The following is a 21,670-nucleotide window of genomic DNA, read 5'->3' as shown; positions in this document are numbered from 1 at the left end:
TTTAAGTGAGTGGTGTATTAGCTTCGAAATATAACCAAAATAAGGTGTTGGACAGAAAGGTGTTTCAAGTTGACTAGAGAGTGTCTGGAAATGGTAGAGAATTACCGCCTTTAGCAACTAAATTTCTACTATGCTCTACAACTGATAATGATAGAATCTCCGCATCAGAATTATCGAGAAACTCTATGTTTATCCATCATGTTAACGGCATCGACTGGCTGGTGATTACAGCTTTTGAAGAACTGAAACCTATATTCATAGAAGACGCTGGTAAGATCCCCTCTTGCTTCTCTACTGACAGCGAATTGAGCCTGATTGATCAAGCTAAACGTGCTTATGGATATTTGCCTACACTCAGCGGCGTAATTACTGATACAGGCACTTTTCAAAGCCCGGATCACGAAGAAGATTTGAACCCACAGCTAGCGTGCCTAGTTGAGGGACGTGGTAGGGTGTTTATTTATCACGGCGGCTTTGTAGCTTTTGTGGATGATGATCAAACCTTTATTACTCGAATGGAATGAAAATTATTCGGTAACTTGAAATCGACGAGTTGGAATACCTAGCCCTTTATTCGCAAGCGTTTCGTTTGTTAACAGAACGCGAGTTGAATGGATCCTGATTCTAGCTTCGATAAGAACAGCATAGCTGCGGCTGACTGGCGAGTTGTGTCACTAGCAAGAAATGGGGCAGAAACAACGTTACTTCTGCTCTGCCACCCTTTCCGTCACTCAATCACCTGGTCATGATTCTTTTTTCGCCATTGTTTCCATGGCAATGAAAGGACAGCAAAAATAGTAATGGCGTACAACATTGACCAGCCTAAGCAGATAAACACTGCGGTACATAAGAGTAGCGAAACTCCTGCGAGAAGTTTGCCTGCTCCTTGCAGTAATTTATATGCAGCAAGCATGGCAAGTAGATAAACCAAAACAAAAATTCCGTTGGCAAGCTTGAGGAAAAATTCCAGGTCCAATCCAGAGAGTGAGCCCAATAGGCAAGATGCGAGCAAGATAGCGCCAACGATCATCGTGGCATTAGCAGGCACGCCGCGAACCGATACGCGAGCAATGGCGCTTGCTGGTTTGTACTCCCTTGCCTGTGCCCATACCATACGAGCTAGGCTTTGGGTGTAGAGGTTGATGCTAGCAAAACATGCTGAGAAACCTATTAGACTAATTAGCCATTTGGCATGGTCACCAAAAAGATGCGCACTTAACCAAGGGATGGAAGCGCTGTCCAACTCGGTACTACCATATGCGCCAAACTTTAGGATCACCACTGAGCATGCCCAGTAGGTTGCGCCAGCGACAAAGCAGCCAACGATAATAGCAATAGGGAAGTCTCGTTGTGGGTTCTTAAATTCTTCTCCCATGTGTGCAAAGGCTTCTATGCCGACAAAGCACCAGAACATTACCCCAAGAGCTGCGGCAATCGACCAAGTGGAATCCATAGTGATTGCAGGCATCGTAAGATCGGCAGATCCAACATCGCCCTTCCATAAAAACGCGCCAACCAATGCAAAAATGCTCAATGCAATAACGGTTTGCAGACGTCCGGATGATTTAGTACCAAGCAAATTAACAAAAACTAAGAGAGCGACCGTGATAATTTGTGCGAAAAGGTGGTTGCTGATTGCCTCTGGTAACAGTTGTTGCAAAAAGCCCGCAGCCAGAGCAACGGCGGCAGGAACACCAACAGGAATCACGCTAACGAATAACCACGCTACGCTGCTTTCCAATTTGGGACTAAAGGCTTTACGGACAAAAAAGGCAGTGCCTCCAGCGTTGGGGTAGCGCTTGCCAAGTTGTGCGAAAGTAAGCGCAATAGGGCAGATAGCCACGAACAATACAATCCAAGCCCACAGAGAAAAGTGCCCAGCAATGCCAGCTGCAATTGCCGGAATCATAAATAACCCCGTTCCCATTAACGTGGTGGAGAGTTGGCCAATGCCTGATATCAGAGTGATGTCTTTGTTGAGTTGTTCCATAACTGCCTCGAACTTCCATATGGTGCGAGTGACAAGCATAGCTAAATTCTGCACAACAATATGATGTTGTCGACCGTCAAAATGACGGTTGTTATGCTGACAACCTTCAAATTGTCGGTTTTCAATAAGTTGTAATGGAGTAGAATGGAAAAATTAAGGAAAGCTTGGTGAGTTTATGGACAAATTTGATCATCAAATCATAGATCTATTACGTCAAAATGCCCGTCTCTCAATTACAGAGATAGCGGAGCATGTGAGTTTGTCACGCTCGGCAGTCACGGCTCGAATAAAAAAGTTAGAAACCGATAAAGTCATCCTCGGTTATCACGCTGATATAGCGACATCGGAAGAATCGACGATTTGTGCGTATCTGGCGCTGAAATTTGATACATCTGCATCCAGCCACCATTGTGATGCTTACGCGAATGAGTTGTATAAAATCGATGGGGTCAAGTGGTGTCATGCCATTAGCGGTGAAACGGATATGATGCTGTTTGTTGAAGTGCCCAATATTGCCCGCCTTAATGAGATTCGAGATCATATTCAACGTTACCCAGAACTTCGTAATGTCATGACACATACTGTGCTGACTGAGTTTTTTAATACCACAGGGAGCAAGTTCGTAAAATGACAGAGAAAGAAATCGTCCTCAACTTCTGGAAAGCGATGGAGGGTAATGATTTCTTTGCGGCGGCGGAGTGCCTCACACCAGACTGTGAAGTGATTTGGCCGTTAACAAAAGAAGTGATTCGAGGCAGAAAGAACTTTGCGGAGCTCAATTCTGCATACCCCGCAGAAGGTGAGTGGACCTTCACCATTGAACGTATTTTGGCGGATGGCGAGCAAGTGGTTACCGATGTGGTGGTGAGTGATGGTGTTCGAACCGATCGAGCAATTACCTTCCACACTGTGCGTGAGGGGCTGATTTGCAAGCAAGTCGAATACTGGCCAGAAGAGTACGCTGCAGCACAGTGGCGTTCAAAGTGGGTCGAGCGTGCTGAATAATATCAACCTAAATTTATTACGTTCTTTGCATGTTTTACTCGAAGAGTGCCATGTAAGTAGAACGGCTGAGCGGTTGCACATTACGCAGTCGGCTGTCAGTCGCCAGTTGGCTCAGCTACGTGAGCTATGTGGCGATCCTCTATTGGTACGTCAGGGCAATCAGCTGATTCCAACACCCAGAGCATTACTACTGAAAGATAAGCTGGATGCGTTACTTGCGGAATTTGACCACCTTCTTGATGACAAACCTTTCGAACCTTCGGATTGGAAAGGAGAGCTAGTGTTGGCATCGAGTGATTATGTCGCCCAATACGTGTTGCCAGACATTGCTTCACACTTGAGTGGTTTTGCGCCTCAGTTAGACATGGCTTACCGACTATGGCAGCCGGACTTTCTTGATAAGCTCCATGAGAGCGGTATTCACATCGCCTCTTCAATGTACCCGGAAAAACCGCAAGGAGTATCGAGCGTTAAGATCGGTGAGGATTCGTCAGTCTGTTTGATGAAAGCCTCTCATCCGTTAGCAAAGCAAGAGCATATCAGTGTTGAAGATTTAATTTCATATTCTCATATCAAAGTGACTGGTGGTGGTGATAAAGACTCCTACACCGATTTGGCGTTAAGAGAGTTAGGTCATACGCGCCACGTTACGTTCAAAGTGCCTTTCTTTTCTGCTGCCATCAATCGTTTGGTTTCAAGTGAACATTTAATGGTGGTTCCAGAGCATATTGCGGTTAACCTCGCGAAGCATTGGGATTTAGCCCATAAATCGCTGCCTCTCGAAACCCCGATTCATCAATATTGGTTAATGTGGCATCCGAAATACGATACGGATCCAGCGCATAAATGGGTTCGAGAAGAGATTCGTTCAGTGATGCAAATTTCAGAGTATTCCATTCGCTAATAAGTGCATTGTCAGGTTATGAATTGAAATCATGGCTTGTATGAAAAACTTTGATTTCTACTTATACCTATTCCGTTGATAGATTAGTGTCAAAGAGGGGAGATTCTTATGACACTAACAGTTTGGTTATCACTTTTTACCGTGTGTTTATTAGGGGCGATGTCACCAGGCCCAAGTTTAGCCATTGTTGCTAAACACTCGTTGGCGGGTGGTCGTGTTAATGGTTTCGCAACGGCTTGGGCGCACGCATTTGGTATTGGGATTTACGCGTTCATCACTTTAATTGGTTTGGCGGTAGTACTTCAGCAGAGCCCATTGCTGTTCAAGACCATTAGCCTTGCTGGTGCGGCTTACTTGGCATATTTAGGGTTCAATGCATTGCGCTCAAAAGGTGGCGTAGCAGCAAAGTTGGAGTCTGGCGAAGAGACAACGGTCATTCAATCTGCGCGAGAAGGCTTTTTGATTTCGATTTTAAGCCCGAAAATTGCTTTGTTCTTTATCGCACTATTTAGCCAATTTGTGGCACTAGGAAATGATCTCAGTAATCAAATGATCATCGTGGCTACGCCATTTGTTGTCGATGGTTTGTGGTACACCTTTATCACGTTGGTATTGTCCAACTCACGTGTCGTTGATCGTATTCGTTCAAAAGCGGTGCTGATTGACCGCCTGTCTGGCATCGTTTTAATGCTATTGGCTGTGCGTGTGGTAGTGACGATTTAATCAAGCTGAGAGCACTACAACCAGAAAAGGCTACCGAGATGGTAGCCTTTATTGTATATAGCAAAAAAAACATCCTAGCTCTAAACGAGATAGGATGTCAGCAAGGAAGGTTACTCAGGAACATAGGGGGAGTGTGAAACCTTCAGAAGCGTTAACGACGAACTTCTTCAAACTCGCCTTCAATTGCGTCGGACTTACCCGTATTGAATTCATACTCTTCATGCATTTCTTGTTGCATTTGCTTCACGCGTTTTTCAATACGTTTACCAGTAATCAGTGCTGCGATGGTCAATGGAATCGCCATGATTAGGCTAAATACCAAAGTAAAAAAGCCAGTAATCAGTGCTAGTGCAGTAACGATAATTCGATTCATAATCATGACCTCTCTTTCAATCTATGGGTTCATATTAATAATCTGAACATGAACGAAACATGAACATACCCAAATAACCTCAAAATTCTAGTTTCAGCAAGATTGGCTTGGTTCGTAGACGCAGCGACGATTTGAAGTTCTAGTGATTCTAAATCGAGAATCGTCAACAAAGTATTCGAGCCAAGACAACTTGCCCTAAGGAGCGTGTTACTAACGCCATTTCTTTGATAAATCCCTCGGCAATAGTGAACTATTACGCAAGCGATTTATCTTTGAACTAGCGCTAGTAACAACGCTCTGAATTCTGAATATTGAGGTCATTTGGGTATCTAACGTTCAATTTCGCATCGATTTGTCTGAGGAATGTCAAACCGCCCAAAAAAGAAAAAACGCCTGAGGGTCATCAGGCGTATAAACGGGGGATAATAGTTATTATTGTTTGACAACAAATGAGGTGATAGATCGCTACACATTGTGGTTAACGTTGTGGAGCAAAGTTGACCTTATTGAGGGAAAGTCTGGTAACGAACACCCATCATTTGTTCCATACAGTGCACGACTTGGCAGCTGTAACCGAATTCGTTGTCGTACCATATGTACAGTACGCAACGCTTGTCTTGTGCGATAGTTGCTTGACCGTCAACTACGCCAGCATGACGAGAACCTACCAAATCACTAGACACAACTTCCGTTGAGTCTGTGTAGTCGATTTGAGCGGATAGCTCTGAATTGAGCGCCATGCCTCGTAAGTACTCATTCAATGAATCACGATCGACGTCTTCACCGAGGTTTAGGTTGGCAACTGCCATTGAAACGTTAGGTGTTGGGACACGAATCGCATTACCCGTTAGCTTACCAGCTAGCTCTGGTAGGGCTTTTGCTACTGCTTTCGCGGCACCTGTTGATGTCAGAACCATGTTTAGAGATGCACTACGACCACGACGATCTCCAGAGTGGAAGTTGTCAATTAGGTTTTGGTCGTTAGTGTAAGAGTGAACCGTTTCAATGTGACCAGAAAGCACGCCGTACTTATCGTTTAGTGCTTTAAGCACAGGTGTGATTGCGTTGGTCGTACAGCTTGCTGCTGAGATGATGGTGTCATCTTGCTTAATTACGGACTCGTTTACACCAAATACTACGTTCTTGATGTCACCTTTTCCAGGGGCGGTAAGCAGTACTTTCTCAGCACCTGTACATGCCAAGTGTTGGCTTAGGCCTTCTGCATCACGCCAAACACCAGTGTTATCAACCACAAGTGCGTTGTGAATGCCGTAAGTTGAATAGTCGACATCACTTGGTTGGTTAGCGTAAATAATTTGGATGTAGTTGCCGTTTACAATCAGAGCCTTACGCTCTTCATCTACCACAATGCTACCGTTGAACTGACCATGAACAGAATCACGTCTTAGTAAGCTAGCACGTTTTTCCAAATCGCCTTTTTTACCACCTCGAACAACGATTGCACGTAAGCGCAGCGGGTAGCCAGGGCCACTTTTCTCGATTAAAAGACGGGTTAGTAGACGACCAATTCGCCCAAAACCGTAAAGCACTACGTCACGAGCTTCAAGGGATGAATCGGCATCACGTGCGCCGTTTAGCGCCGTTTGAAGAAAATCTTCAAGTGAGGACGCATCATCATGATCTCGCCAGTACATATTTGCTAATTGACCTACATCCACACGACAAGACGAAATGCTCATTTCGCAAAGCGCTTGGATAATCGGCATGGTTTGTTCTAGAGAGAGGGGAGAACCAGTGTAACGGCGGGCAATTCGGTGAGTTTTGAGAATGTCGATGGTGGTTGCATTGATCAGTGTTTTACCGAAGAGGACGACTTCAATGCCTTTTTGACGATATAGCTTACCGATAAGAGGGGAAATAGATTCGGCAATCGTTTGGCTTGTTTGCCAGTCTTGGAGATATTTCTCTGGACTCATTGTTGTTTCGGACCTTTCACGTTTTGGGGCTGACTTTACTCTCTTCTGTTACCTCACCGGTAAAGTGTGAGAGTTTGTTATGTAATGTGGTTGTAATAATTTTGTGTGCGAATTGTACGGTGTGACCTCTTATTCTGCTAGGAAAAATAATATGAGATAAATCACCGCATTCTTAGGTATTTACTGTTGAATGTAGGGTGATTTGTATAGCAATTAGTGATATTGACTTTAGTAAAGTTAGATACTTAATTCGTGATGATAACGATCTAAGTCTTATTTATTCTGATGGATGCAATTTTCAGTTTCAGTAAAAAGGAGATGCGAATCTGTTTGTAAACAAAAATAGTAATCATAAGTCGGGCTTAACAAAGAAATTCCTAGAGAGTCTTAAGTACAAGTCGCTCAGGGCATCAAGTAGGAAAATAGGTTTTCAAAAATTTGTGTTAAGTCACACAAATCTGCACCACACCAGATTTCTTGAGAGAGAGTGGGCTTTTAGGTGTTTCAAAACAAAGAATTTACTCTAGATTGACCCGACCAAAACGACGGCAGTATGAAACTGGACTAGTATTTTAGAACGTCAGTTTTTTTTCGGTTCGCAAAGCCAAATGATAACGAAATTATCAATAAAGAGTCGTTTAGCTTTACTAACAATGATGCCTATCGTGGTTATCACATGGTTCGCATTGCTCCAGTTTTCACATACGACACAGCAGGTGGAAAGACTGAACCTAACAGTCAACAATATTCATACGTTAAAGACTATCTCGGATGCGGCCAACTTTGTATATCGCTCTGTGCGAGAGCGACAACATCAAAAAACAGATGTGCTTTCTGTTGAGTTGGAGCTACATCAGCAAGAAGTTCAGCAGTTTTATAACCAGTTTGCTCGTAACCCAAATACACGTGATTTTGCTTTAGAGTGGAAAGAAGAAGCGCTTAACGTGTTTTCATCTCCCCTGGATGAAGTCGTTGAATCGGGTGATATTGCCTATCAAATGATGGCATTAATGCTCAAGTCGGTGAATCGGGAATACCACCAATTAGAAAGTGATGATTCTCAATGGACTCAAGACATCATAGCCCATTTGGCTGAACTGTCTTTCTGGACACAAAAGGAAGCATGGCTAACCTATACCCTTGCAATCAGCGGTTACACACAACCGAACAGGGACACTCTTATCAAGGTGGTCGATAAACAGCAAGAAAGCCTAGATAGCTTTTTGCTTTTAGGGGCGGATAGCCAGCAAGTGTTCAAGTTACTCGATTTTTTCCAATCAACTCGCTACCGACAGAATGTACAGAGTCGTTCTCAGTTGATTGATGGTAAAATGTCTCAAGTCGAACTTCAGTTCTATCTTGTGGATTTAGATTACCGGCTGCAACGGTTACTTCTGTTGATCAAAGGTTTTTCCATTCAAGCGGAAGAGCGTTTGATGTCTGCAGTAGAGTATGAAAAAAGAGAGCTTGTGATCATCAATGTTACTGTCTTGCTGGTGGTGACCTTACTATGCTTTTTGGGAGGAACAACTTGGTTTCGCGTCCATTCAAAGCTGGGGGCAATACTTCATGCTCTTCGTGGGAGGGGTGAAAGAGGCAGCAGTGCAAAAATCACGGTAGACGGTAATGATGAGTTTACGGAGTTTGCACGGCAGTTGAATAACATCATTGAAGAGCAAAGTTTGAAAACAGATGAGCTGGTTAAAACTCGCGAGTCAGCTATTGCAGCGAATCGAGCAAAATCTGTTTTTCTTGCCAATATGTCCCATGAAATCAGAACCCCACTTAATGGCATTATTGGGATGACAGAGATCCTTTCGCACAGTGAGTTAGACAGTCACCAGCAAGAGATCCTAGAAAACATTGATACTTCATCGCATTCATTACTGATTCTACTCAATGATATTTTAGATCTCTCAAAAATTGAATCCGGTAACCTCAACCTTTCACTGACAGAAGCTGATATTCGAGAGGTTATTTACCAGTCATTGATTCTGTTCCATTCAAAAGCGACCAGCAAGAATATTGAGCTTCACGTTAGCCTTGATGAAAGTATCCCGGCTTTGGTGAAAGCAGACGATCATCGAATCAAACAAATCATTACCAATTTACTTAGTAATGCGATCAAGTTTACGGACGATGGGTATATATCTGTAGATGTTGGATATCAGCGAAAGAGTGCTGGTAAAGGGGAGTTACATTTTAAAGTCACTGATACTGGCATCGGTATTGATGAAAGTCAGTTGAGCAACATATTTAAACCTTTCACCCAAGAAGATGACAGTATTACTCGTCAATTCGGAGGGACTGGATTGGGTCTAGCTATATGTCGTCAGCTTGTCTCAATGATGGGGGGAGAGCTTAAAGCTCAATCTAGTAAAGGGTATGGCAGTAGCTTTGAATTTTCTGTTGAGGTTGAAATAGTAAGCCGCCAGCTCTGGCGCTCACAAGTCGTAAAGCGTGGTCTACTCATTTCTGACAATTATCGCTACTCGCCTCAGCTTGAACGAGAATGTCGATTAGCAGGCATTGAACTAAAGGGTGTTGATGATGCAAAAGGTGCTTGCGACTTAAAGGATGATTTCGACGTCGTATTTTATTGCTACAGCCTACACCAAAACATCAATAAAGATCTTGAACAGTTGGAGGCTCGTTTTCCACTCGAAAAGGTTGTTGTTTGTCAGCATCATTTGTTTTCCACACATATCAGTTTAGATCGAGTACATGCCCTGCTAACTCAACCGTTTTTAGGAAAGCGTTTCCAGGCAGCAATCTCTGAGTTGGCGGAAATCCAACTGAGAAAATCTCAATCTCTTGCAGAAATAGCGGTAAACGCACAGCCTTTGGATCAGTATGTTGCTGGTAAACATAAACGAATTCTCATCGCCGAAGATAACTTAATGAATCAGAAAATCGCGAGCTTTTTCCTAGAAAAGGCGGGATATGACTATCTTATCACGAGTAATGGCAAAGAAGCCTTGGATGCGATCACTCAAGGTGGAGAATTTGATGCAATATTGATGGACTGCATGATGCCTGTGATGGATGGCTTGACCGCAACGGAAGAGATTCGCCGTTGGGAAGATAAAACGAAAAAACACAAAACCACAATCATTGCGCTTACTGCGAGTGTCTTGGAAGAGGACATACAAAAGTGTTTTTCAGCTGGAATGGACGCTTACCTACCAAAACCTTATAAATCGCATCAGTTATTTGAGTTGTTTAAAGAGCTAAAGCTTGCTTAAATCGCCCCTAAAAGCCGGACTCTCTCCGGCTTTAGAACGATAAAGAAAAGGAAGTAACATGTTCAAACTTGCTGTGATTGGGACAAACTGGATCTCTCAACAATTTGTTGAAGCGGCGATTCAGACTAAAGAATTTTGTCTACAAGCGGTTTATTCACGTGATGTCGTGAAAGCGCGTGAATTTGGCGCACCTTACAATGCGGTATCTTACTACGATAGCCTTGATGATTTAGGGGCAGACTCAGACGTTGATGCAGTGTATATCGCAAGCCCTAACTCGCTGCATGCGCCACAGGCTATTAAAATGCTCGAATATGGCAAGCACGTTATCTGTGAAAAACCGATGGCGTCAAATGTTCTTCTGGCTCAAGCCATGTTTAAAGCAGCGGAAGAGAATAATGTCGTGTTGTTTGAGGCTTTCATGTCGCCCTACACGCCAAACTTCCAAGTGTTGAAAGAGAGCCTATTGACGATTGCTCCTCTTCGCCATGCAACGATTAGCTACTGCCAGTACTCTTCTCGTTATCAGAAATACCTGAACGGTGAGAACCCAAATACCTTCAATCCAGAGTTTTCCAATGGCTCTATCATGGACATTGGCTACTACTGTGTGGGTTCTGCTGTTGAGCTGTTTGGTGAACCTAACAGCGTACAAGCAAGTGCTCATCTTTTGCCTTCTGGTGTTGATGGTTGTGGCAGCGTGACTCTGGCTTACGATGGCTTCAACGTGAATTTATTGCATTCGAAGGTGAGCGATTCACTCATCCCAAGTGAATTTCAAGGTGAACAGGGCAGCGTGCTGGTGGACATGATCGCTACAGGGCGTGGTGTTGAACTTATTTTGCGAGGGCAGGACAAAGAAGTGCTGACGTTACCTCAAGAAGAGAACCATATGTTCTATGAAGCGCAGGCGTTTGCGAAACAACTTAAAATGGGTGTGATTGATCAGCAAATGAAGCAGCGCTCATTGTCCGTCGCAAAAGTGTTGACCGAAGTAAGAAGACAAACTGGCGTGGTTTTCCCTGCTGACGAGATGTCTTTATCTCGCTAACTTGATCTCTTAACTTTAGAAACGACAAAGCCCTCACAACGAGGGCTTTGTTATATGTGTTTTTTTAAGCTGTTACTGGAGCGGAAGCTAGCTTACGAATCGTTTTTTGATAAGTCATATAAGCCGAGAACCCAGCCATCAGATTACCAATACTGGCACCAATCAGTAGCCCTTGAATGCCACCCATCTGAGCACCGACCCATAAACAAGGTAAAAAGAACAAGAACAGGCGCAAGGCCGAGATTGTCAGTGCGGTATAAGATTTCCCTAACGCGTTACAAATTGACACCATCAGCATACACACCCCAAGCGAACCCAAACTGATTGGGACGATCATTAAGTGCATGCGCAAGACTTGTTCTACTTGTGTATCGCTTGTCATAAGTAAGGCGAGCGGATTAGCGGCGGCAAACGTCAATAGTGCAATCAATAGCTGGAAACCAAGGATGAACTTAACGGCAATAGATACTAGCGCACGAATATCGGTGTAGTTTTTCGCTCCTAATAAACGTCCGACCATAGGGGGCATCGACATGGTCAACGCCAATACCGATACAATGGCAAAAAACTCATAGCGCGAGCCCAAAGCCCAAGAGGCAACCGCAGCTGTACCAAAGCCAGCAAGCAGCTTGGTTGCTAACATAGAGGATAGCGGTGGCAGTAATTGGCTTATCATCGCAGGCCCCATAATGTTGCCAATCGATGTCACGCTCTTGAGTACATTTAAGTCTTGCCATTGGAATGTGGCCCAGTGGTTCTTCTGCACGCGAGGTGCGACAACCAAGATACCGAAGCTGAAAGCGATAATGGTCGCAATTGCAGCCCCATTAATGCCCAAATCAAAAGTGAAAATAAACAGTGGATCGAGTACCAAGTTCACGCCGCTGGTGACCATCATCATAGTGCCGGGCAGCATAGTGTTACCGTTCGCGCGACAGATACTATAGTAGAAGTACAGCACGGCACCTACCCATGAGCTTATTAGCCACCAAGGCCAATAGCTGTCGATGATTGGCATGACACTCTCTGGTGCACTAAGTAAAGAAAGAATAGGGTAGCGCAGAAACCAAATAAGCAGACCAAAGATGGCTACGCCAACGGAGCCGATCATTAGCACCAAGCCGCCCAACTGTTTCGCGTATCGGGTATCGTTCGCACCCAGCGCTTTGGAGATCACTGCAGTTGTGGCGATACCCAAGCCAACTTGGATACCAATGATCACCATCTGCAGTGGCAGCGTAAAGCCTTGTGCAGCAAGAGGCAGGATACCGAGTTGACCAATGAAAGCACTATCGACAAGCTGGAAGCTCATCAGCGACAGCACACCAAACAGCATTGGCCATGTCATAGTAAACAGCTGTTTTGCCAGCGTTGGTTGTGCGTTAGAAGAGTTCGAAGGCATAGGAATGTTGCGTGTTTTGGGAACAAAAGTTGATTTTATTGTACACACTGTACAACAAAGTGACAAAAAGAAACCCCGAGCAAGGTATCCCTGCTCGGGGTTGGAAAACTGAACTAGTTGCGCTTATTTTTTGCCGCTAGTTTGCTTGTCTTCTTCAGTCAGTTCGCGAATACGACGGCTGATATCACGACGAGCTTTAGAGATCTCTGCACTCTTGATGATGTGATCGTCAACGCGGTCTTCGTAGTCTGCTTTCATGTTTTTGATGATTGCAACGATTTCGTCGTGAGACATTTCTGGTTTGATGTAGTCTAGTAGGTTTTCTAGTAGGTCTACACGTTTACGGTTATCACGAACTTTCTTTTCGTTATCAAGCAGCTCACGTTTTAGTTTGTTTTTACGACGAGCTTGGTTCACGATTTCAAATACGCTACTCATGGTTCCCTTTCCTAATTTGTGAATATCTGATTCGATTAAAGCACAACATCCCGTGGCATAACAGTCTTAAGATCAAACGCCACGTTGACTTGAACATTTATTCATCAATTCTGATGTGGCTTTAACAAACACGGCGAAAAAGCACGATTGTTGTTCACTTGAGCAGTGAGATGCGTTGTCATAGTGAAGTTCTGGTTATATCATCTGTGTTAATTACTACAAATAATGAAGCTCGAAATGAACTCTGGGACTATTGCGGAGCCGGCTGAAAGCCAAGACCTTGAAACAAAGGATGAATCTTTGGCTGAGAAACTAAAAGCGGCGTACGTAGACGCAAGAACACAACTCGAAATCACCGAAGTCGAACTTAATCGGTCGAAAATAATGGTGGTGGATGAGAATGGAAAAATGACCAAAGTGTCGATTTTATCAGAGCATTGAGACCTAACCCGATTCGCAAAGGGTGTCAGGTCCATGCACTATGCTTTAGCCTGAGACCCAAATTCAAATGCAAAAATAATAAGGAAATGCATTATGAAAGTTGAGCTAACGGCAATTGAAGCACGAGTAATTGGCTGCTTAATCGAAAAAGAAGTCACCACCCCCGACCAATACCCTCTAAGCCTTAACGCGCTGACTAACGCATGTAATCAAAAAAGCAACCGCGAGCCTGTCATGTCATTGTCTGAAGCAGACGTGTTAGACGCGGTTGATGCACTCATCGAACGTCGTCTTGTCAGCGATGAAAGTGCCTTCAACAGCCGCGTAAGCAAATACCAACACCGATTCTGCAACACTGAATTTGGCGACTTGAAGTTGACGGAACAAGAGAAGGGCATCGTATGTTGCATGCTGCTTCGTGGCGCACAAACGCCGGGTGAAATTCGTACGCGCACTAACCGCTTAGCGGCATTCAATGATGTGAAAGAAGTTGAAAATGTGCTTGAACACCTTGCTAGTGAAGAAAAGGGTCCGTTAGTCGTCAAATTGCCTCGTGAAGCTGGCAAGCGAGAATCACGTTATATGCACCTATTCTGTGGAGAGGTTGATGTTAGTGAATTGGCTGTGGCAAGTGCTGCACCATCTTCTGCGGGTTCAGAGCGCATCACCCAACTAGAGCAAGAAGTGGCAGAACTTCGAGCAGAACTTACAGCCCTAAAAGAACAGGTCGAATCACTACTTTCATGAGTGACACCGTTAAGCAGAGTTGGAGCGTCTATTTGATTCGGAATAATCGCAATGCCTTATATTGTGGTGTTACCAATGATATTGAACGACGCTTTAACCAGCATCAAAGTGGCAAAGGAGCCAAAGCTTTAAAAGGGAAAGGGCCTTTGGTGTTGGAATGGTCAAAAAGCTTTGAGTCAAAAATATACGCAATGAAAGTCGAATATTTCATAAAGCAGTTACCTAAAAACAAGAAAGAAAAAATCGTGATAGGGGACGCGACGCTCAGTTGTGATGACTTAGGTGTACATTACCTTACTTAGCTAACAAAACCGCCTTATACGGCGGTTTTTTCTTGTTTGTAGGTACCAATTTATTGGACTCTAGCTCATAATAGAAACCAAATTCCTCACAAAAATTTATCAAATATAAGTATGGAATTTGTCTTGCGTTATATGGATACAGCGTACTTTCGAAATGGAATGCTTGGCTAGGTACTAAGAATTAAGCCCCACAATGATGGCGGCAAAATAACAAGAGCATAGAATGAAAAAAGCGCTTATATTTTCGCTATTCTCCTTAATTGGTGTTTCTTCAAACGCCTACTCAACCCAGGTACTAGACGGGTACTGGGCATATCAGGAGTATTTAGAACAATATCCAAACCAGCGAGCTCTCACTGAAAAGTTGGGGGATGCTGTTAGAAATTATCCGGTTCCGCTCAAAACAGAGCAACGACACCCTCTCAAAATATCGGTTGTTTATCCTGGGCAACAAGTCTCTGATTACTGGGTGAGAAATATTGAAGCTTTTGAGAAAAGGCTAGATAAGCTGAAGATTAGCTACCAGATTAACCAGGTTTTTACGCGGCCAAATGCTGATATCAAGCAGCAAAGCATGTCATTAATGGAAGCTCTCAAGAGTAAATCTGACTATTTGATTTTTACGCTTGATACGACTCGCCATCGTAAATTTATTGAGCATGTTCTAGACTCATCAGAAACCAAACTCATTTTGCAGAACATCACCACACCAGTGAGAGAGTGGGAGAAAAGGCAGCCATTTCTCTATGTTGGTTTTGATCATGCTGAAGGGAGTCGTGCACTAGCCAAAGAGTTTGGAAAACGATTCCAAAAAGAGAGTAAATTCAGTGTGTTGTATTTCTCTGAGGGATACATTAGTGATGTCCGAGGGGATACGTTTATTGAGCAGGTTACTCGTGACAATGGTTTTGCCCTGGAGTCGGCCTTCTATACAAAAGCGACAAAATCTTCCGGGTATCAAGCAGCTAAACTGAGCTTAGAAAAGTACCCTGATATTGACTTTATGTATGCCTGCTCAACCGACGTGGCACTTGGTGCAGCTGAAGCGTTAGATGAACTTGGTCGCGATGATATTATGATTAATGGTTGGGGTGGCGGCTCGGCGGAGCTTAATGCTATTCAACGTGGTCAGCTTGATTTTACTGTTATGCGAATGAATGATGATACAGGTATTGCAATGGCTGAAGCGATAAAGTGGGATTTAGAAGGACAGTCTGTACCAACCGTATTTTCTGGTGATTTTGAGGTGGTGACTAAGTCAGACGCACCTGAACGAATTGAACAACTCAAGAAACGCGCATTTAGATACTCAGATAATTGATGTCAGCTCAGTTAAACTCAACCAAGCGTCGCTCTCTGGCGACGCTGATAACCCGCATAATTGTCGTCGTTCTAGCGCCGATTATCTTTGGTATTTTCGTCCAGAGCTATTACTTCTCCAAACAAATTATTTGGCAGGAGGTCGATCGCAACAAACAGCAAACCTCTTCGTTGATCCATAATATCTTTGATAACCATTTTGCGGCGATTCAAATTCACCACGACAGCAATTCCAAAAGTGAACCCATTCGCGATTTCTATTCCGATAGAAATGCTGAAATGCTCAATTACTTTTATTTGGGCATTGATCAAAGTGACCCTTCACATACCCCAGAGTTTCGATTCCTAACTGATCACCACGGTATTATTTGGGATGATGGTAATGCTCACTTTTATGGTGTGAATGACATTATCTTAGAGAAGATGTCGAAGAAAATATCTTTTAGCAGTAACTGGTACTATATGAATGTACGTACGCTGATGGGGCAGCGGCATATGCTGCTAAGGCGTGTACCAGTGATCAATACGTCCACTGGTGAAGTCTTAGGCTACTCATTTATTTCGATTGTTCTAGATAATAACTTTTCATTGATGGAAAAACTGAAAAGTGAGAGCAATGTAGATAACGTCCTTTTGATTGCAAATAATGAAATGCTTGCGAACTCTTTTGATGATGAAGAGGACTACTCAGCGGCAGATATTATTGCGCGTCGTGGATCGACAAAAAGGCTAGATAAACTGCTGGTTATTGAAACGCCAATCATGGTGAATGCTTCGATGACTGAGCTATGTTTACTGTCGGTTCAAGACAACCAAGGCGTTGTATCTCTACAAATTCAACATGTTCTGGCAATGCTAGCATCCATCATTGGTTTGCTGATGATCGCATTGATGGCAAAAGAGTGGATGGAAAGCAAGGTTGCAGCTGCTCTCGATACGCTAATGTCCTATACAAAATCAGCCAGCGACGAGGACCGGTTTAAACGATTCGTTGGTTCAGATATCGAAGAGTTCAACCATATCGGCTCAACTTTAGAAAGTACGTTTGAAGAGCTGGATTCGCAGAAAAAGTCATTCCGAGATCTGTTTAACTTTGCATTATCACCGATTATGGTTTGGTCTGAGAGTGCAGTGTTAATTCAAATGAACCCTGCAGCAAAGCGTGAGCTTGTGATTGGTCAAGGCAATACTAGTCTTGAGGCCATGCACCCAGTATTCCAAAAGTTTAAAGAGAAATTGACACCTCACTTAAAGATGTCGGCGCAAGGCGCTACGTTGACGGGGGTTAATGTACCAATCGATGGCAAGGTATTTCGCTGGAATTTATCACCAATTCGTGTTGATGGAGGGATCAGTGGAATCATCGTTCAGGGACAAGATATTACAACTCTGATTGAAGCCGAGAAACAAAGCACCTTAGCTCGACGAGAAGCAGAAAAATCTGCCCAAGCCAGAGCCGATTTCTTGGCGAAAATGAGCCATGAAATCCGCACGCCAATCAATGGGATCTTAGGTGTCGCTCAATTGCTTAAAGATTCTGTTGAACATGATGAACAACGTAAACAAGTCGATGTGTTGTGTAACAGCGGAGAGCATCTACTCGCGGTGCTCAATGATATTTTGGATTTTTCCAAGATAGAACAAGGCAAATTTAATATTCAAAAACATCAGTTTTTGTTTGCCGATACCATGCGCACTATCGCTAATATCTATGGCCCTATCTGCCGAAAAAAAGGTGTTGAACTGATTATTGATAATGAGGTTGAAGAAAACACTGAGATATTTACGGATCAAGTTCGACTTAACCAAGTGCTCTTCAACCTTGTTAGTAATGCGGTGAAGTTTACCCCCGCGGGTAGCATCCAGATTATCTCTACACTTGAGCATTTCCATGGTCACGATAGCAGTGTGCTCGTGATAAAAGTTGAAGACACAGGGATCGGGATTGATTCAAATAAACTAGACCAAATGTTTGAGCCGTTTATTCAAGAAGAGGCAACAACTACACGTGAATATGGTGGTAGTGGGCTAGGTTTAACCATTGTTAAAAACTTAGTTGAAATGCTTGAGGGTGATATTCAAGTTAGGAGTGATAAAGGTAAAGGGACACTTTTTGTTATTACCATCCCGGTGCAAGACCGACTGCGACAAGTCGAGGAATTAACACAAACACTAAGGCTTCCAGCAGAAAAGCTGTTTAGTGATGCGTTAAGGGTGTTGTTGGTGGAAGATAACCATACTAATGCCTTTATTCTTCAGGCTTTTTGCAAGAAATATCAGATGGAAGTTGATTGGGCAAAAGACGGAATTGAGGCGATTGAGAAGGTAAAACAGCATCGCTATGATTTGATTCTAATGGATAATCAACTACCGCATTTAGGTGGTATTGAAACAACCAAAACCATTCGAGACGTCCTTAAGATTGCAACACCAATTTATGCTTGTACCGCAGATACGATGAAAGAAACAAGCGAAGCATTTATGGCTGCGGGCGCAGACTATGTTTTGCTTAAGCCAATTAAAGAGAAGGCACTGCATGCTGCATTTACGGACTTCAAGAATCGATTTATTGAGGAAGAGTTGTAGGAAAGGTATACCCAAGTAACCGCAAGATGCTTGGTTCATCGAGAATGGCTTGGGTATAAATCGTTATGATTGGATTGCTGGCTTTATGATTCAAATCATAACGATGACATTGTTTGTCTTTACAAATTACCTGATGCAAATGAATATTCCAAAAGCTGAACTTTAAGCTCATTGCTCAGCGCTACTTCTGAAGTGAACTTAACACCAATCATCCACCCTTTATGCAGTTTTTTGATATTGGCTATGGAACAAGGGTGCTCTGCCTCAAGGTATTCATCAAGCGGTGATGAAATAGATACTACATCGCCCACCTCAAACTCAGGCTCAACAAGGCTAGTAAACCCACATCCTGAAATTGAAAAATCGACCAACGTTCCCTCATACACGTCATTTTCATGTTTCAGCGTACAGTCTAACTCTATTTTATAGCGCTCATGTTCTCTAACAGGCTTTGAAACAAAGGACGCTGGAATTCTTAAAAAGAGAAGAGGAGATGGCCTTTGTTGTACAAATAACGCTGTCGTCTTGAAAGCAATAACATGCCCTAAATCGGTTTTTGAAATACCTCGAATTACTACATCAATATTGTCGAGTTTTCGTAGTGCTTGCTCTTCAATAAGTCGAATTGGGACATCCAAGAGTAAAAAAGCACCTTCTTTTAAGCCGATGAAGGTTGCTGGGTAGGTGTACTTCTCAATTGGCCCAAACTCTAATGTGACGGAGAGTTTGATTCCACCTATTAGGAACTTGTTCAGGTCTTCCTTAGTGTGAGTCGATGGCATAATTATGGCTGTTTTGTCTTTGATAAATAAAGATTACTTAAAGCTTGGTTCTTTTCAAGCGCAACACTATCAGCGATGCGCTTTGTTTCGTGGCCAAATCTCATTTTGTGCAAGATATCACGGATGGTTGGCTTACTAAGGCGCTCGTTTTGAGCTTGAAAATTGCGGTGGCCGATAAGTGTCTTGGTGGTGTTTTTTCATCAAGACATTGCTCGCGACAATACTACCGATAGTGACAAATGCTAATGCACTTATGGTCACTATATCTGGCTTTTCTGATAGCAAAGGTATGGCAAGTAGAGTGGCTAAAGCCGGAGTTAGTGAACCTAAAGCAGCGCTAGCTTCCGCCCCAATTTTTTTTACGGCATAGAGAAAAGTGAATGAAGCAACGAGCCCGGCACCGATGCCCTGCAATATCAGTTGCCACACTACGTCGCGCCAAGGCCATTGCGTTATAGGGGTTTTCATCAAGTAACTTTCTAGCCACCCGCAGGTGATTGCCAAGCTTAATAGAACGAGAGAAGAAATAGAGACAAATCCAGCGCAGGCATAAGCGTTAAGGTTACTGACTCTAGCGCTAATTGTAAAAACGGCCCACATAAGGCTACCTAGCAAGAACAGGGTATGGCCCTTGAGTTGTTGCCAGTTGTACTCATCGCCAATGTTAGACATCAAAAAAAGTATCACTCCGAATAAAACTGCGCAGAGCCCTAGAACGCGATGATTGGATAATGGTTGCTTATAAAACAAGACCGCTATTGCAGAGACAAACATGGGTAGAGTACCCGGAATTAGTGCGCTTCCGTGTGAAACGGGTGCAAACTGCATTGCTGTTCCTGCAACTATTAGGTAAGGCAGCCCACTACCAATAATAAGACCGGCTTTATATCGCTTTGGTACGGCGCTGATCGAAGGTAAATGCTTCACAACAAATGGTATGAGGATCAAGCTAGGAATAATGAATCTAGTGATGGCGATATCTGCAGGTTCAAGCTGTGATTGTACGCCAAATTTCAAAGAGATGAAAAAACTAGCCCAGACGAGGAGCGTTGCAAACATAGCGCAATAACCAAGCATCATGGTAGAAATCCGTTAATGTAAATGAATTGTAATTATTACGTGTGTTGAGGGACGAATGGTGGCAAACTTGAGCGTGTTTTAAATATTGGTTGGTTACTTTTGCTAATGTTTGACGCATTTTTGGTGTATGTCGTCAAGGAGGGTTCTTTGGATAGGATCGATAAAAAGCTGTTATCACTGGTACAGCAAGATGCGCGGCTAACCACGGGAGAGCTGGCTGATATGGTTGGGCTTTCGGCATCACCTTGTGCAAGGCGGCTGAAGCGCCTCGAGCAACAAGGGTATATAAGCGGCTATTATGCGATGCTTGATCGAGAAAAAGTGGGCATTGCAATGACTGTTTTTGTAGAAGTTAGCTTAAATAACCATCAGGCGCATTCGATAGACGAATTTGAGGTAGCGATACTTTCAATGCAAGAGGTAATATCTTGTCACGTAGTCTCTGGCGCTTATGACTATTTGCTAGAGGTCGTCAGTCAAGATTTAAAAAACTACGAAGTATTTACTCGAAAACTTCAGCGGTTAGAGAATGTAAAAGATATTCATACACATCTTGCCATCCGCCAAGTAAAGGGGAGTGGGGAATTACCTATCTTTCTCTAAGCTCTGCCATTTGATAAAACATCATAGCCTTTTGCCCTCGGAACGACTGACCAGGAGCTAGTGTGAAATTTTTAGATAAACTTAGGATCTCTCATTACCATCATAAACGTGAGAAGCAGTTTGATGGTGAGCACTCTCAGATTTTGGGGTGGCAGGATTTAAATAGTCAGATATCTAGATTTGAAGCATTATGTGGTGGCTTTTGCTTCCGCGACCGCTCCATTTTAGATGTTGGATGTGGATACGGTGATTTACTCGCATACTTGGAATCTACAGGGCGCTTTCCTAGAGCTTATACTGGCGTTGATTTGAAGCGAAGTTTTGTGTCTGCGGCTAAGAAGAGGGAGTTTTTAACAAAATCTACCTTCTTAAAAGGGGACTTCAGCAAGATGATCCTCAGAAAATATGATTTTGTGTTTGCCTCGGGCTCTTTGAACTATCAAACGAGTAATGCGAATCACACTGTAGAGATGATCAGTAAAATGTATGATTTAGCGAATGTTGCGTGTGTTTTCAATTTGCTCGATCAAGAGAAACTACCTGCGATGAGGCTATTGGCATCACATAATAAAGAGGGCGTACTTCGGTATTGTAGACTCTTATGTCCGGAGAGTTATTTGATAGAGGGGTATTCTGATCATGATTTTACAGTGGTTATGCTCAAAAAAGCGGAGTCAGTTTCCTAACTCCGCCTAAGAACTTTTAAGCCTTATTGGTTCTTATATTGTGATATCTCACAAT

21 protein-coding genes are annotated in these 21,670 nt (G+C 43.3%); 14 read left to right on the top strand and 7 right to left on the bottom strand.

What is annotated here, in order from left to right; all coding sequences use genetic code 11:
- The first annotated feature begins 185 nt into the window (after positions 1-185).
- Positions 186-524, top strand: a complete 339-nt coding sequence (locus J4N37_RS18330; RefSeq protein ID WP_252043043.1) for a cytosolic protein — start codon at positions 186-188, stop codon at positions 522-524.
- A gap of 203 nt (positions 525-727) precedes the next feature.
- Here J4N37_RS18330 and yjeH read toward each other — a convergent pair whose 3' ends face one another.
- Positions 728-1,990, bottom strand: a complete 1,263-nt coding sequence (gene yjeH, locus J4N37_RS18325) for an L-methionine/branched-chain amino acid transporter (RefSeq protein ID WP_182025524.1) — start codon at positions 1,988-1,990, stop codon at positions 728-730.
- A gap of 175 nt (positions 1,991-2,165) precedes the next feature.
- Between yjeH and J4N37_RS18320 the strand changes: the two genes are divergently transcribed.
- The 4 genes from J4N37_RS18320 to J4N37_RS18305 all read left to right on the top strand — a co-directional run bounded on the left by J4N37_RS18320 (position 2,166) and on the right by J4N37_RS18305 (position 4,622).
- Entirely contained in the window at positions 2,166-2,621 is a 456-nt protein-coding gene (locus J4N37_RS18320; protein WP_010451258.1) for an Lrp/AsnC family transcriptional regulator, read from the top strand.
- On the top strand, positions 2,618-2,995 hold the full coding sequence (locus J4N37_RS18315) for a nuclear transport factor 2 family protein (protein WP_252043042.1): 378 nt from the start codon (positions 2,618-2,620) through the stop codon (positions 2,993-2,995). The genes J4N37_RS18320 and J4N37_RS18315 overlap by 4 nt, the downstream gene beginning before the upstream one ends.
- Positions 2,985-3,899 (top strand): LysR family transcriptional regulator, encoded by a 915-nt coding sequence (locus tag J4N37_RS18310; protein ID WP_252043040.1) that lies wholly within the window; start codon positions 2,985-2,987, stop codon positions 3,897-3,899. Before J4N37_RS18315 ends, J4N37_RS18310 begins: the two co-directional genes overlap by 11 nt.
- A 108-nt stretch (positions 3,900-4,007) precedes the next feature.
- Entirely contained in the window at positions 4,008-4,622 is a 615-nt protein-coding gene (locus J4N37_RS18305) for a LysE family translocator (protein WP_010451264.1), read from the top strand.
- Positions 4,623-4,773: 151 nt separating this feature from the next.
- Here the strand turns inward: J4N37_RS18305 and J4N37_RS18300 are convergent, their stop codons facing one another.
- Together J4N37_RS18300 and J4N37_RS18295 are read right to left on the bottom strand one after the other, a co-directional pair.
- Positions 4,774-4,995: a hypothetical protein gene (locus J4N37_RS18300; protein WP_005442428.1), complete on the bottom strand. Its 222-nt coding sequence runs from the start codon at positions 4,993-4,995 to the stop codon at positions 4,774-4,776.
- A 503-nt stretch (positions 4,996-5,498) separates the two neighbouring features.
- On the bottom strand, positions 5,499-6,932 hold the full coding sequence (locus J4N37_RS18295) for a glyceraldehyde-3-phosphate dehydrogenase (RefSeq protein ID WP_252043039.1): 1,434 nt from the start codon (positions 6,930-6,932) through the stop codon (positions 5,499-5,501).
- Between the two features lie 611 nt (positions 6,933-7,543).
- Here J4N37_RS18295 and J4N37_RS18290 point away from each other — a divergent pair.
- Together J4N37_RS18290 and J4N37_RS18285 are read left to right on the top strand one after the other, a co-directional pair.
- Positions 7,544-10,177 carry an ATP-binding protein gene (locus tag J4N37_RS18290; RefSeq protein ID WP_252043322.1) on the top strand — a complete coding sequence of 878 codons (2,634 nt, stop codon included), beginning with the start codon at positions 7,544-7,546 and terminating at the stop codon, positions 10,175-10,177.
- 58 nt (positions 10,178-10,235) lie between these two features.
- The gene (locus J4N37_RS18285) at positions 10,236-11,228 is read left to right on the top strand and encodes a Gfo/Idh/MocA family protein (RefSeq protein WP_252043038.1); all 993 of its coding nucleotides are present in this window, start codon (positions 10,236-10,238) and stop codon (positions 11,226-11,228) included.
- Between the two features lie 64 nt (positions 11,229-11,292).
- On the opposite strand, the gene J4N37_RS18280 is transcribed toward J4N37_RS18285, so the two are convergent.
- Together J4N37_RS18280 and J4N37_RS18275 are read right to left on the bottom strand one after the other, a co-directional pair.
- Positions 11,293-12,630 carry an MATE family efflux transporter gene (locus J4N37_RS18280; protein ID WP_010451276.1) on the bottom strand — a complete coding sequence of 446 codons (1,338 nt, stop codon included), beginning with the start codon at positions 12,628-12,630 and terminating at the stop codon, positions 11,293-11,295.
- A gap of 123 nt (positions 12,631-12,753) precedes the next feature.
- Positions 12,754-13,068, bottom strand: coding sequence for a DUF496 family protein (locus tag J4N37_RS18275; protein ID WP_005453573.1), 315 nt, complete (start codon positions 13,066-13,068; stop codon positions 12,754-12,756).
- Between the two features lie 237 nt (positions 13,069-13,305).
- Between J4N37_RS18275 and J4N37_RS18270 the strand changes: the two genes are divergently transcribed.
- The 5 genes from J4N37_RS18270 (at position 13,306) to luxQ (ending at position 18,464) form a co-directional block, all read left to right on the top strand.
- Positions 13,306-13,509, top strand: a complete 204-nt coding sequence (locus J4N37_RS18270; protein WP_010451278.1) for a hypothetical protein — start codon at positions 13,306-13,308, stop codon at positions 13,507-13,509.
- Positions 13,510-13,602: 93 nt separating this feature from the next.
- Positions 13,603-14,256, top strand: coding sequence for a YceH family protein (locus J4N37_RS18265; protein ID WP_252043037.1), 654 nt, complete (start codon positions 13,603-13,605; stop codon positions 14,254-14,256).
- Entirely contained in the window at positions 14,253-14,558 is a 306-nt protein-coding gene (locus J4N37_RS18260) for a GIY-YIG nuclease family protein (RefSeq protein WP_182025522.1), read from the top strand. Before J4N37_RS18265 ends, J4N37_RS18260 begins: the two co-directional genes overlap by 4 nt.
- A gap of 223 nt (positions 14,559-14,781) precedes the next feature.
- The gene (locus J4N37_RS18255) at positions 14,782-15,879 is read left to right on the top strand and encodes an autoinducer 2-binding periplasmic protein LuxP (protein WP_252043036.1); all 1,098 of its coding nucleotides are present in this window, start codon (positions 14,782-14,784) and stop codon (positions 15,877-15,879) included.
- On the top strand, positions 15,879-18,464 hold the full coding sequence (luxQ, locus tag J4N37_RS18250) for a quorum-sensing autoinducer 2 sensor kinase/phosphatase LuxQ (RefSeq protein ID WP_252043035.1): 2,586 nt from the start codon (positions 15,879-15,881) through the stop codon (positions 18,462-18,464). Before J4N37_RS18255 ends, luxQ begins: the two co-directional genes overlap by 1 nt.
- A 119-nt stretch (positions 18,465-18,583) precedes the next feature.
- On the opposite strand, the gene J4N37_RS18245 is transcribed toward luxQ, so the two are convergent.
- Both J4N37_RS18245 and J4N37_RS18240 read right to left on the bottom strand, forming a co-directional pair.
- Positions 18,584-19,246, bottom strand: a complete 663-nt coding sequence (locus J4N37_RS18245; protein WP_182025519.1) for a PilZ domain-containing protein — start codon at positions 19,244-19,246, stop codon at positions 18,584-18,586.
- A 135-nt stretch (positions 19,247-19,381) separates the two neighbouring features.
- Positions 19,382-20,326, bottom strand: a complete 945-nt coding sequence (locus J4N37_RS18240; protein WP_252043033.1) for a DMT family transporter — start codon at positions 20,324-20,326, stop codon at positions 19,382-19,384.
- 147 nt (positions 20,327-20,473) lie between these two features.
- Here J4N37_RS18240 and J4N37_RS18235 point away from each other — a divergent pair, with 147 nt between their 5' ends.
- On the top strand, positions 20,474-20,929 hold the full coding sequence (locus J4N37_RS18235; RefSeq protein WP_138943216.1) for an Lrp/AsnC family transcriptional regulator: 456 nt from the start codon (positions 20,474-20,476) through the stop codon (positions 20,927-20,929).
- Positions 20,930-20,991: 62 nt separating this feature from the next.
- A complete protein-coding gene (locus tag J4N37_RS18230) occupies positions 20,992-21,615 on the top strand; it encodes a class I SAM-dependent methyltransferase (RefSeq protein ID WP_252043032.1) in 624 nt (207 codons plus the stop codon).
- Positions 21,616-21,670 lie beyond the last annotated feature (55 nt).

This window comes from Vibrio sp. SCSIO 43153, assembly GCF_023716625.1.
GTDB classification, from domain to species: Bacteria; Pseudomonadota; Gammaproteobacteria; order Enterobacterales; family Vibrionaceae; genus Vibrio; species Vibrio rotiferianus.
This window is presented reverse-complemented; position numbering and strand designations above follow the sequence as displayed.